Source organism: Erwinia sp. S38, assembly GCF_016624545.1.
In the GTDB taxonomy this organism is placed as follows: domain Bacteria; phylum Pseudomonadota; class Gammaproteobacteria; order Enterobacterales; family Enterobacteriaceae; genus Erwinia; species Erwinia coffeiphila.
The window spans coordinates 1-12,475 of the sequence record NZ_JACVTS010000018.1 but is presented as its reverse complement, the minus strand read 5'-3'; the positions used below and the strand labels follow the sequence as shown (position 1 = coordinate 12,475).

13 protein-coding genes are annotated in these 12,475 nt (G+C 55.2%); 10 read left to right on the top strand and 3 right to left on the bottom strand.

From position 1 onward, the window contains the following. Positions 1-159: 159 nt before the first annotated feature. Entirely contained in the window at positions 160-501 is a 342-nt protein-coding gene (locus IBT46_RS18820) for a helix-turn-helix domain-containing protein (protein WP_105593739.1), read from the top strand. 59 nt (positions 502-560) lie between these two features. Here the strand turns inward: IBT46_RS18820 and IBT46_RS18815 are convergent, their stop codons facing one another. Both IBT46_RS18815 and IBT46_RS18810 read right to left on the bottom strand, forming a co-directional pair. Continuing rightward, positions 561-1,574, bottom strand: coding sequence for an ABC transporter permease (locus IBT46_RS18815; RefSeq protein WP_200546895.1), 1,014 nt, complete (start codon positions 1,572-1,574; stop codon positions 561-563). A gap of 9 nt (positions 1,575-1,583) precedes the next feature. After that, on the bottom strand, positions 1,584-2,627 hold the full coding sequence (locus IBT46_RS18810) for an ABC transporter substrate-binding protein (RefSeq protein WP_200546894.1): 1,044 nt from the start codon (positions 2,625-2,627) through the stop codon (positions 1,584-1,586). Positions 2,628-2,820: 193 nt separating this feature from the next. On the opposite strand from IBT46_RS18810, the gene IBT46_RS18805 reads away from it, so the two are divergent. The 8 genes from IBT46_RS18805 to IBT46_RS18770 all read left to right on the top strand — a co-directional run bounded on the left by IBT46_RS18805 (position 2,821) and on the right by IBT46_RS18770 (position 10,072). Beyond that, positions 2,821-3,636, top strand: a complete 816-nt coding sequence (locus tag IBT46_RS18805; RefSeq protein ID WP_200546893.1) for an ABC transporter ATP-binding protein — start codon at positions 2,821-2,823, stop codon at positions 3,634-3,636. Next, the gene (locus tag IBT46_RS18800; RefSeq protein ID WP_200546892.1) at positions 3,626-4,675 is read left to right on the top strand and encodes a PLP-dependent cysteine synthase family protein; all 1,050 of its coding nucleotides are present in this window, start codon (positions 3,626-3,628) and stop codon (positions 4,673-4,675) included. Before IBT46_RS18805 ends, IBT46_RS18800 begins: the two co-directional genes overlap by 11 nt. Before the next feature lie 19 nt (positions 4,676-4,694). After that, positions 4,695-5,726, top strand: coding sequence for an isopenicillin N synthase family oxygenase (locus IBT46_RS18795; RefSeq protein WP_200546891.1), 1,032 nt, complete (start codon positions 4,695-4,697; stop codon positions 5,724-5,726). A 68-nt stretch (positions 5,727-5,794) separates the two neighbouring features. Next, positions 5,795-6,550, top strand: a complete 756-nt coding sequence (locus IBT46_RS18790) for a MetQ/NlpA family ABC transporter substrate-binding protein (protein ID WP_370569501.1) — start codon at positions 5,795-5,797, stop codon at positions 6,548-6,550. A 1-nt stretch (position 6,551) separates the two neighbouring features. Next, a complete protein-coding gene (locus tag IBT46_RS18785) occupies positions 6,552-7,343 on the top strand; it encodes a methionine ABC transporter ATP-binding protein (protein ID WP_200546890.1) in 792 nt (263 codons plus the stop codon). Beyond that, entirely contained in the window at positions 7,340-7,999 is a 660-nt protein-coding gene (locus IBT46_RS18780) for a methionine ABC transporter permease (protein ID WP_200546997.1), read from the top strand. The genes IBT46_RS18785 and IBT46_RS18780 overlap by 4 nt, the downstream gene beginning before the upstream one ends. Before the next feature lie 75 nt (positions 8,000-8,074). Continuing rightward, positions 8,075-9,094 carry an AI-2E family transporter gene (locus IBT46_RS18775; RefSeq protein ID WP_105593746.1) on the top strand — a complete coding sequence of 340 codons (1,020 nt, stop codon included), beginning with the start codon at positions 8,075-8,077 and terminating at the stop codon, positions 9,092-9,094. 18 nt (positions 9,095-9,112) lie between these two features. After that, the gene (locus IBT46_RS18770; protein ID WP_200546889.1) at positions 9,113-10,072 is read left to right on the top strand and encodes an AEC family transporter; all 960 of its coding nucleotides are present in this window, start codon (positions 9,113-9,115) and stop codon (positions 10,070-10,072) included. 336 nt (positions 10,073-10,408) lie between these two features. Here IBT46_RS18770 and IBT46_RS18765 read toward each other — a convergent pair whose 3' ends face one another. Beyond that, on the bottom strand, positions 10,409-10,960 hold the full coding sequence (locus IBT46_RS18765; RefSeq protein ID WP_105593748.1) for a VOC family protein: 552 nt from the start codon (positions 10,958-10,960) through the stop codon (positions 10,409-10,411). A 1,083-nt stretch (positions 10,961-12,043) separates the two neighbouring features. Here IBT46_RS18765 and IBT46_RS18760 point away from each other — a divergent pair. Next, positions 12,044-12,361, top strand: coding sequence for a hypothetical protein (locus tag IBT46_RS18760; protein WP_146114153.1), 318 nt, complete (start codon positions 12,044-12,046; stop codon positions 12,359-12,361). Positions 12,362-12,475: the final 114 nt, after the last annotated feature.

Below are 12,475 nucleotides of genomic sequence, written 5' to 3'. Positions count from 1 at the left end.
ACAGCATTTAATGCAACAATAAAACTTGCATTAAAATCGGCGTTGTCTTACCGTTGTTAAGTGCACTCATCATAGTTGCCTTTTACTCTCAGCGAGAATCAGGTCGGGGCACATCAGGTTGATAACAACACCAAATTTAACAACATCAGGGGAAGACCGATGAGCCATGATGATTTTATTAACGATCTTGTAAAATGGATCGATACCCATATTGAAGGGAAGATGGATTTAGATACCGTTGCCGATCGCGCGGGCTATTCGAAGTGGCACTTACAGCGGATGTTTAAGCAGCATACCGGTTATGCGCTGGGTGAGTATATTCGTGAACGTCGCCTGAAAAAATCCGCTGAACGCCTCGCCAGGGGCGGTGAGCCGATTCTGGATGTCGCTATCAGTTTTGGTTTTGATTCGCAGCAGTCGTTTAACCGCAGCTTCAAACGTCAGTTTGGTCAGTCACCGGGCGCATGGCGCCGCCAGGTTCAGATCGCTGCTCACGCCTGATAGTGTTATTGCTGGCAGGCGGAGCGGAATTCCGCTCCACCGCCGGCAGTGTTAATGTCCTACCACTTCACCGTTCCGCGCTGCCAAGCCAGTGAACGATCGCGAATGGCAAACAGCAGGCTAATCAGCGACGAGAACAGCAGGGCCATCACAATCAGCGCCCCGTACATATTGGCATAGGCCGCCCAGCCCTGAGCCCACTGTAAATACCAGCCCAGTCCCGACTTCACCCCCATCATTTCGGCCGCCACCAGCACCGAGAACGATGCGCCCAGCCCCATAAACAGCCCGACAAACACCTGTGGCAGCGATGCCGGCACCGCCACGCGCAGCACCAGAAACAGTGTGTTGGCTCCCAGCGTGCGCGCCACATCGTAGTAGCGCTGGTCAACGCTGGCGACGCCCGACCAGGTCAGTACCGTCACCGGGAACCAGGTGGCCAGCGCGATCAGGAATACGGCAGCGGAGAAGCTGGACGGGAAAAAGTACAGCGACAGCGGCAGCAGCGCGGTCGACGGCACCGGGCCGAGGAAGCGCAGCAGCGGATGCACCCAGTAGCCCAGGCCTCGCGACCAGCCGATGGCCACCCCGGTAATAAAGCCGGTGATGCTGCCAAAAATAAAGCCCAGGGCCAGCAGGCGCAGCGAATTCAGCACGCTGTCGCCCAGGCGGAACCAGTCCGTGGCCCAGGCTTCAACCAGTGCACGCGGCGGCGCGAAGAACGGGGCAGGCAGCAGGGCCAGCTTGGCGGTTGCCGCCTCCCAGATACCGATCAGGATCGCCAGCGCCACCAGCCAGCGCCCGCCGCGCTGCAACGGAGCGAGAAGCTTGGGGATAGCCAGCAGGCGACCGAACAGCACGATCAACGTCAGTGCGGCAGCAAGGATGAAAAATACCCGGTGCGTTTCAGCAACAAAACGCGGTGGGGCGAACCCCACCGGCTTATCCGGCCAGTAAATCATCAGTGCCACCAGACCCCACCAGGCAAAAACCGCCAGGATCAGCGCCGGGTTAAGCCGGACCGATGCGGAGCGGCTGGCTGTCCGCGGTGGCGTCAGGGTTTCACTGGACATACTTCCTCCTTATGCTGAATGCTGGTGCGCCGGAGCAGCAGGCAGCACGTCAGGCACATAGTGAGCTGCGAAGCGCTGTGCGTCGGTATCTTCGCGGATCACCTTGATGGTTTTCAGCTCGTTCAGATAGGTCACCACTTCCTTGCGCAGCTGTTCGCCGGTGGAGTGATGGTTGTGGGTATGTTCGCGCAGCATGGCGGCGATATCATCCGGGGAAACGTTGCCCGGCACGAACGGCGCGAAGATCTTCGCGGTTTCTGCCGGGTGATCCGCCGTCCACTGCTGCGCGTCGATAATCGCCTGGGTAATGGCTCGCGCCACCTCCGGCTGTTCACGTACCAGCGAACCGCGCAGCCCCAGCACGCAGCAGGCGAGGTTGTGATATTCACCGTTCAGGTTGTTATCCACTTCAATCAGGCCGTCATGCTTTTTAATCAGCCAGCCCTGAGGATCGTCCGCCGCCAGCGCCTGCACTTCGCCCTTGCGCAGCGCCTCGCCGAACAGGTCGGCCGGGTACTGCACCCAGTTCACCTGGGTGTCGGGATCGATGCCGAGTTTTGCCAGCTGAATGGCAAAGAAGTTACGCAGCGGGCTGGCCTGATCGGTCACCGCCACGTTTTTCCCTACCAGATCGCGCACGCTTTTAATGCCGCTGTCTTTGCTGGTTAGCAGGCGCATACAGCCGCCGTGCGTCCCGACGGTCAGATCGACATCAAAGCCCTGTTCCAGCGGTTTCAGCCAGCGCAGCGCCATACCAATACCGCCATCCGCCTGACCGGTGGCAATCGCCTGCAGCAGGGCATCCGTCGGTCCGCTAAAGTTCACCGGCTCAACGTTCAGACCGTACTTTTTAAAGAACCCCTGCTTCAGTGCGACTGAAATCGGCGACTGACACACCGCCGTCTGGCCCCAGGCCAGCTTAACGGTGGTTAACTTGCTGGTGTCTTCACCCGCCGCCCACACCGGTAACGCCGGTGCCGCCACCAGTCCTGCACCCACCACACCCAGAGTCTGAATAAAACTACGCCGTGAAATCCCACGTGAAATCGTCATGCTTGTTATCCCTGTTGACTGAATTATGTCCGCACTATGGCAATTTTTTTTACATCGCCAAAATAACAATCCCTCATTTTCAATTGCGAATTCGCGTTATCCACCGGGCTGTAAACCTTTGCCACTATTGATATTTCACGCGCGGTAAAAAAAACGGAATAGTCAGCGTATTACGGATAAATGAGGTGAACCGATGTCACTGGCAGAACAACTGGATACGGCCTTCGGGCTTGAATTAACCATCAATCAGGTCAGCCATGCTTTTCATCTCGACGGGCAGAACCTGGCGGTTTTAGACAATGTGTCTCTGAAGGTTGATGCGGGGGAATTCGTTGCGCTGCTGGGGCCGTCCGGCTGCGGGAAATCAACCCTCCTGCGGCTGGTGGCGGGCCTGGATCATCCAACTCAGGGCGAGATCTTTGAAGATCGGCAGCCGCTGACCGCGCCGCATCCCAGCCGGGTGGTGGTGTTTCAGGACCCGACCCTCTATCCATGGCGCCGGGTATGGCGCAACGTCGCCATCGGCCTGCAAACGCAGGGCAAGCTGACGCCGGAAGGGCGTGAACGCATCGACCAGACGCTGGAAAAAGTGGGCCTGAGCCAGTTTGCCAACGCCTGGCCGCATCAGCTGTCGGGCGGTATGGCGCAGCGCGCCGCGCTGGCTCGCGCGCTGGTCAACCATCCGCGACTGCTGATTCTGGATGAGCCGCTGGGCAAGCTGGATTCGCTGACCCGCATTCGTATGCAGCACGAGCTGGTGGAGCTGTGGCGCGAACAGCGCTTTACCGCGCTGATGGTGACTCACGATGTTGAGGAAGCTCTGCTGATGGCGAACCGGGTGGTGGTCTTCAGCCCGCGCCCGGCGCGAATTATTGAAACTATTCATGTCGATCTGCCGTACCCACGCCGCCGCAACGATCCTCGCCTGATCGCGCTGCGATCGAAAGCGCTTGCGCTGCTGGGTGCTGAAGCCACTGAAGTGACCGAGGATGCTGATAATGACCATTAATAATTCCATTACCGAGCTGGTGGGCAACACGCCGCTGCTGCGACTGTCGCGCTTTCGTCAGCAGTTTGAACTGCCTGCGGAGATCCTCGCCAAGCTGGAGTATTTCAACCCTAACCACAGCGTGAAAGATCGTATCGCGCTGTCGATGATCGAAGAGGCCGAACGCAGCGGCAGGCTTAAGCCGGGCGATACCATCGCCGACTCGACCAGCGGTAACACCGGTATCGGGCTGGCGGCAATAGCCGCAGCGAAAGGCTATCCGTTCCGCGTCTATCTGCACGACAAGCTGAGCGAAGAGCGCTTCCAGATCCTGCGTGCGCTGGGGGCGGAAGTAATCCCCTTTAGCCAGATCGAGGGCTTTACCGAGGTGCTGGAACAGAGCGACGGCGATTTTGTTGCCGCCTCACGCTGGCTGGGGGAAAACGTGATTAATCGCCAGCCCAACGTCTTTCATACCGCCCAGCTGGAAAACCCGGCCAACCCGGCGGCGCACTATCGCACCACCGGTCCGGAAATCTGGCAGCAGACCGAAGGGCAGGTGGATATCGTTATCGCCGCGGTGGGCACCGGCGGCACGGTGTCCGGCATCGGCCGCTATCTGAAGCAGCACAATCCGGCGATTCAGGTGATTGCCGTTGAGCCCGGTCCGCATTCTATTCCGACCGCAGATCGCCCTGAGCAGCGTGAATTAACCGGCGTGCACGCCTTCAGCGAGGTGCTGCCGGAGCGAGTTCCGCCAACCCTCGACCGCAGCATCGTCGATGAGGCTTTCCCGGTGGAGCACTGGCAGGCAACTGCCGCCGCCCGCGAAGTGGCGGTCAGCGACGGCATTCTGATCGGCGAATCCGCCGGTGGCGTACTGCATGCCGCTCGTGCGGTGGCGCTGCGGCCTGAAAATCACGGCAAACGTATCGTGGTGGTGCTGGCGGACAGCGGCCTGAGCTATCTCTCCACCGGCCTGTTTAACCATGACATTACCCCCGGCCAGCTGCAGGTTGCTGCGCTGGTCAGCAATCAACAAATAAAAAACGCTTCATAACCCGACGCAGAGAATTTTCATGAGCCAGATTACATCGTTACCGATCCTTGACCTGTCGCAGCTGGACGGCACCGCCGAGCAGCAACAGGCCTTCCTCGACAAGCTGGGCCGTTCCGCCCGCGACGTCGGCTTCTTTTATCTGATCAACCACGGCATTGATGAGGAGCTGTCGGCACAGGTGCAGCAGCTTTCCCGCCGCTTCTTTGCGCTGTCGGAGGCGGACAAGCAGCAGGTGGCGATGATCCACTCGCCGCATTTTCGCGGCTACAACCGCGCGGGTTCCGAACTGACGCGCAGCCAGCCGGACTGGCGCGAGCAGTTCGACGTCGGAGCGGAACGCGAGCCGCTGCCGCTGGATAGCGGCGACGCAGGCTGGAAACGCCTGCAGGGGCCGAACCTGTGGCCGGAAGCGCTGCCGGAGCTGAAACCGGTGCTGCTGGCATGGCAAAAAGCGATGACCACTATGTCGCTGCGCCTGCTGCGTGCCTTTGCCCGTGCTCTGGAACTGGCTCCCGACGCCTTCGATTCCCTGTACGGCGATAAACCAAACGAACATATCAAACTGATTCGCTACCCGGGCCAGACGGCGGAAACGTCGAGCCAGGGCGTGGGCGCGCACAAAGACTCCGGCTTCCTCAGCTTCCTGTTGCAGGATCAGCAGCGCGGTTTGCAGGTGGAAGTGGCTCCTGACCAGTGGGTAGATGCCCTGCCGCTGAACGGTGCCTTTGTGGTGAACATTGGTGAACTGCTGGAGCTGGCCAGCAACGGCTATCTGCGTGCCACGGTGCACCGCGTGGTCGCACCGCCTGCGGATCAGGATCGCCTGTCGATCGCCTTCTTCCTCGGCGCGCAGCTCGATGCGGTGGTGCCGGTGTTCAATCTGCCGGAACCCCTCGCCCGCCTGGCGCTCGGCCCGGCCAGCGACCCGCTCAACCCGCTGCTGCGCGACGTGGGCTGGAACTACCTGAAAGGGCGTCTGCGTTCCCATCCCGATGTGGCGCAGCGCTGGTACAACGAATTATTACAACAACAACCTCAACACACAGCCTGATTTAAGGAACAACAATGAACAAACGTTTTGCCGCTTTATCATTCTCAGGGATTGCCTTATCCGTGGCGATGGCTTTCAGTGTTAACGCTGCCGAACCGCTGCGCGTGGCTGCCGATCCGGTGCCGCACGCCGAGATCCTCAACTTTGTGAAAAAACTCGATCCGTCGCTGGATCTCAAAATTATCGAGCTGAGCAGCGGCGTGAACGCCAACGAACTGCTGGCACACGGTGATGTGGATGCCAACTATTTCCAGCACGTGCCGTATCTGCGCGATCAGGAAAAAGCGCTGGGCCAGAAATTCACCGTGGCCGCCACGGTGCATATCGAACCGCTGGGCATCTATTCCCGCAAGGTGAAAAGCCTGAAGGATGTGAAGGAAGGCGCAACCATCGCCGTACCGAATAACACCACTAACCTGAGCCGTGCGCTGTATCTGTTGCAGGCACAGGGGCTGATCAAACTGAAAGCGGGCTATAACGATCCGTCGAAGGATCAGGCGACGCCGAAAGATATCGCCGAAAACCCGAAGAAGCTGAAGATTCTGGAAGTGGAATCGCCGCAGATCCCACGCGCGCTGGATGACGTTGACCTGGCGGTGATCAACGGCAACTACGCGCTGGAAGCGGGGCTGACGCCATCGAAAGATGCGCTGGGCCTGGAAAGCGCTACTAACAACCCGTATGCCAACATTCTGGCGACCACGCCAAAACTGGCTGATGACCCGCGTATTCGCCAGCTGGCGAAGGACCTGGAGTCAAAAGAGGTGGCCGATTTTATTCAGCAGAACTATCGCGGATCGGTGATCCCGGTAGCGGGTAAATAAAATGATTCGCCTGGAGCAGGTCAGTAAAATTTACGCCGGGGGGCAACCCCCGGCACTGGATGATGTGTCACTGGTTATCCCTGATGGGGCAATCTACGGCATTCTTGGCCGCAGCGGTGCGGGAAAAAGTACGCTGATCCGCTGTCTTAATTTACTGGAAAGGCCAACGTCCGGGCGCGTGCTGATCGACGACCAGGATATCACCGCGCTGACGCCGCGCGCACTCCGGCAGCAGCGTCAGCGCAGCGGGATGATTTTTCAGCACTTCAACCTGCTGCATTCGCGAACCGTGGCCGATAACGTCGCGGTGCCGCTTGAGATCGCCGGGGTGAAACGCCCGCAGCGCCAGCAGCGGGTGAACGAACTGCTCGAGCTGGTGGGGTTAAGTGAAAAAGCGACCGCCTGGCCGTCACAGCTTTCCGGCGGGCAGCAGCAGCGTGTGGGGATCGCCCGCGCGCTGGCGGCCCGGCCCGATTACCTGCTGTGCGATGAAGCCACCAGCGCGCTGGACTCGGAAACCACCGCCTCGGTGCTGGCGTTGTTGCAGCAAATTAATCAGCAGTTTGGCCTGACGATTGTGATGATCACCCACCAGCTGGAGGTGGTGAAATCCATCTGCGATCATGCCGCGCTGCTGGAGCGTGGGCGACTACGGGAGAGCGGGGCGCTGAGCACGCTGCTGCGGCAGCAGGATTCTTTACTGCGAAACGCACTACTGCACGATGCGGAGAGCGAACGCCGCTTCCTGCAACGCCACGGCATTGAAGGAGGTCCACTGTGCGCGGTAGCCTGAGTCTTGAAGACCTGTGGCAGCTGATGCTACAGGCAACCCTGGAAACGCTGTATATGGTCGGTTTTTCCGGGCTGTTTACCCTGGTGATTGGACTGCCGCTGGGCGTGCTGCTGTTTATCAGCCGTCGCGATAGCATTCTGCCGCTGCCGCGTGTGAATGCGGTCTTAGGGGCGATAGTTAACGTTGGCCGTTCGCTGCCGTTTCTGGTGCTGCTGATTGCGCTGATCCCGACAACCCGCTTTATTGTCGGCACTACGCTCGGCAGCAGCGCGGCGATTGTACCGATCACCATCGGCGCGGTGCCGTTTTTCGCCCGTATTGTAGAAAGCGCGCTGGATGAAGTGGCGAAAGGGCGCATTGAGGCGATGCTCTCCATGGGCGGCAACGACTGGCACGTGGTCAGCAAGGTACTGCTGCCGGAGGCGCTGCCCGCGCTGCTGGCCGGCGTGACGCTGACGGTGGTGATGCTGATAGGTTTCTCTTCACTGGCCGGGGTGATCGGCGGCGGCGGGCTGGGCGATCTGGCGATTCGCTACGGCTATCAGCGGTTTAACCAGCCGGTGATGATTGCCACCGTGGTGGTGCTGATTGCGCTGGTGCAGGTTGTGCAAATGACCGGTGACCGACTGGTAAGAAGCCTGGCACATCGTCGTTAATTCAGCACCATAGCGTGATGGCATAGTATACTGTCTGAATTCGCATTACTTTTCTTCTTTCAGACAGGGTACGTCATGGAAATTCGTCATGCCATAAAAACGCAGTGGTGCCAGACCGTTAGCTATGGGCTGATTTTTATCGCGCTGTTTGCCATTTTTCCTCTGCGGCTGCTGCCGTGTTTTCTGGCCGGGTTCATCGTCTATGAAATCATTCTGGCGATGACCCCGTACATTGAACGTCTGGTGAAAGGACCGATTGCCCGCTGGATCAGTATCTTATTCCTCAGCATGGTGATTATCCTCGGACTGGTTACCGGCATTACCAAACTGATTAGCTTTCTGCTGCACGACTTCCAGAACCCGGCGATGTTTCACGCCACTGCTACCAAAATCCTTGAGGATGCTCAACATACCCTGTCGCCGGTGGTCACCCGCTACCTGCCTGCGGACATCGATGAACTTCAGCACAAGGTGATCACCTGGCTGCGCGAGCATCTGGTGGTGGTACAGACCTTTGGCCGCAGCGCCGCCCACACCTTTGCAACTATGCTGATCGGCATGCTGCTCGGCGCAATTATCTCTCTGCGCAACAGCAAGCTCCGCAGCGACGACGCGCCGCTGAAAGAGGCGATGCTCGACCGCCTGCGTACCCTGGCTGACTCCTTCCATAATGTGGTGTTCGCGCAGATCAAAGTCTCGCTGGTGAATACCGTGCTGACCTGCGGCTTCCTGTTTGGCATCCTGCCGCTGTTCGGCCTGCACCTGCCGTTCGCCAAAACCGTGGTGGTGCTGACCTTTATTGCCGGGCTGCTGCCGATTATTGGCAACCTGATTTCCAATACGGTGATCGTGCTGATCGGGCTTTCCATCTCGCTTGAGGCGGCGCTGATTGCGCTGGTCTATCTGATCCTGATCCACAAGCTGGAGTACTTTATCAACGCGCGTATTTTCGGCACCCGCATCAGCGCCAAAACCTGGGAAATCCTGCTGGCGATGCTGGTGTTTGAATCTGCCTTCGGGCTGGCGGGCGTGGTGGCGGCACCGGTGTACTACGCCTATCTGAAAAGTGAACTGCGGGCAGCGCGGCTGATCTAACCTTCATCAAGGATTTTTATGTTAGCGTTCGGCAGCTCGCTGTGGCACCAGTTTCTTATCGCGATCCCTCTGTTTGTGCTGATCGGCCTCGGCTGGCTGCTGGTGCGCTGGCGGCGCTGGCCGGAAAGCATTACCGAAGCGATGAACCGGCTGGTGTTTCGCGTGGCGCTGCCGTCGATGCTGTTCCGCCTGATGTGCGATTTCAGCAGCGGCCCGCCGGTGGATGCCCGCCTGCTGCTGGCGTTCTTCGGCGGCTGCCTGCTGGTGTTTATTCTCGGCAGGGTGATTGCCAGCCGGGTGTTCCACCTTGATGGCGTGTCCGGTTCGGTGTTTGCGCTGGGCGGTATCTTCTCCAATAACGTTCTGCTCGGCCTGCCGATTGCACGCGTGATGCTCGGCGACGAAGCCATTCCTGCGGTGGCGCTGGTGCTGGTATTTAACGGTCTGCTGCTGTGGACGCTGGCAACGGTTTCGGTGGAGTGGTTTAAGCACGGTTCGCTGAGCGTAAAGGGCTTTGGTAAAACGGCAGCCAGCGTGCTGCGCAACCCGCTGATTATCGGCATCCTCAGCGGCACGCTGTTCAGCCTGACCGGACTGCCGTTGCCGCAGATGATTGACCAGCCTGTATCCATGCTCGGCCAGATCGCCGTGCCGCTGGCGCTGGTGGCGCTGGGTATGAGCCTGGCGTGCTATCGCATTAAAGACGGCCTGGCCATTGGCGGTGTACTGAGCGCGATCAAGCTGGTCGTGCATCCGCTGGTGGTGTGGGGTCTGGCCTGGCTGCTGGGCCTGCCGCCGCTGGAGAGTAAAGTTGTGGTGCTGCTGGCCTCAATGGCGGTGGGCGTGAACGTGTATCTTATGTCGCAGCAGTTTAACGCTCTGACCGGACCGGCTGCGACAAGCATGCTTTTGACCACGTTATTTTCGGCAATTTCCACGCCAATTCTGATACTTACGATGGACTGGGTTTATGGGTGATTAATCCGGGGACCAGTTCGACACGTCGAGCAATACCTCAGGCGAGATCATTTTTTATAAGAGGTGGCGGATATCGATAGATGAAAGCAGATGTAATGCTAATGGTTTTTTACAACAGAGTGTTGCATAGCTGGGATGATTTGATGATAACCGATCTGAATCAAGCTGTTGATAAGATTATAGTTTTGTACTACAGCAATTGTTAAGATCTTGCGTATATTAGATATTACTACCTGAGGTACTCAACGTATAAAGATGTGCCCTTGAGCACATCGGATTTAATAATAGGGCCGGATTTTACTAAAGATTTTTGTAAAAAATCCGGATGAATGCCTTTCAATCTGAAGACTGCGATTCAGGGATCCATGTTTCTGCTTCATTTTCTTTCGGGTAGTAATACCCGTTAGGTATAGACTGCAATTCAATCAGACTACCCCAGGGAGCAAAGAAGTATACGCTGGCATTTCCTTCGGTATCTTCATGGCGTGAGTTCCCGTGTATTTCTGAAAGAAACTCTCCTCCCGCTGCTTTGACCTTTTGAACAGCATAATTGATGTCGTCTACGTAAAATGAAATATGATTCCAGCCTACATCCTGCAAACCTACAGGGCGTGATTGTTTTTCACTAACGATTTCGAATATTTCCAGGTTAGGACCATTTCCAATTCTCAACAATCTCTGTTTGATAATCATCGTGCCTGAACTTAGTCCCAACTGTCTCTCGGTATCAGACCCTTTTCTGGGAGCATCATTGGTTGTAAGCCCGTCATAAACAAATCTTGCATCTAGCGCATTCCTCAAAAAATCTGTTGCCTGATCCAGGTCAGGCACTGTCAGTCCAATATGGTTGATACCCCGCGTAGGACAACGATTTTCTTGATTTTCCATGTACATCCTCTACTTAGTGATTTCATTGAACTCTACAGTCAGCGTAGTCTCTTTTCATCGCAACTGCCCGGCAAGTTATCCTGAGTGATAGTTTTTTGTCCCGTATGCAATTGTTACTTCGTACCAAAATCAGGTGAAACATCAGCGGATGTTTTCAATAACAAACCCCAGGCGCCTACCGCCGCTCTTGAGCTGAAACACTCGATTATCGGTTTTAATGATCACAGATGAATTATTTTATGTGCTTGAAAGTATGTTGAATTTTGTCTGGAAGAAGAAAGCATAGACCAGGCTAATGGATGAACTTTGGTCTGATTGCAAGTGGTGGTCTCAGACAAGATTTCGTAGCGTTGCTTGATGTTTTTATGAAAAAAACCCGCACTGACATGCGGGTATATTAAAAAAAGAAGAGCAATAGGAGGGAAAACAAGATGTCATTTGAAAGGTTAGTACAGGGAAACAATTAAGCAAGGCAAAAAAAGTGAGGCTCATTCATTTTCACATACCAACATGTCACGCTATCGTTAAATGCCCCTGACAGAGAGAGTACAGAAAACAAATGATTGGAAATCGGTTTCGCCGAAGCTGGTTGTTAAATATTAATTCATTTCAATTAGTTAGTGAGGAAAAAAGACATCCCTGTCGATTAGGCTCCGTTTTTCACCAGCCCTGATGCTGATCTGTTTTATGTAACTACATGCTATTTAATTTTTTTGATTTTTACAGTAAGGATGAAAACTTCAGAATAAATTAATGTCAATGTTTTACAATTATATTCGTTACTATGTCAATGGCTTAAAATGGTTCTGAAAAACTCTGTTGTAAAAGTTAGGAACTTTCCTTTTGCCATGATAGCGAAACATCCGTTAAAATGTCATCTTTGATACAACAATTGTGATTTTCGATAAGCTTTACAGTATGTTATTGATGGAGCGTTCTTTAGTGGGTTTTGACTGCCTCCTACCAGGTGAATGGCAAATTCTAAGTCTGAATATACGAATTTTTTAAGGCTATGAAAAATTTATGTTTTTTTGATGGTTTGTAATGTGATCATCGAATTGAGTCAGGGGATAGGAGAAAAAATTGAACGAATTTAAAGAAACAATGCAGCAAACACTTCTTGGGGAAGTCGCTGTGAATCTCGTTTCTGAAGGTAAAGAGATAACGGTCGAAGGGCTTATCAATGAGCTTAAAAACTTGTTGGAAAACTCTTCTGCGAACAATGCACGCAAAGAATGCATTCAACAAACAGTGAAATGGTTAAATAATCACAAAAGGCATGGTAGCCTGCATGCTAATAAACAATCACGTTTCACTGCTACCGGGGGACAGTCAATCGGTGAGAATAATTCAGAAGATGGAATAGTACTGGTTTTAGATAACCTTATGCATAATAAGTAAATTGTATGGCAATAGGCATGCAGACTATCAGCGAGAAGCTGAACTCACACAGAACCTTTTACCTGTATTAGCTCAGACCTGATCTGACAGTTACCGGTTATTTATACAGGTGTC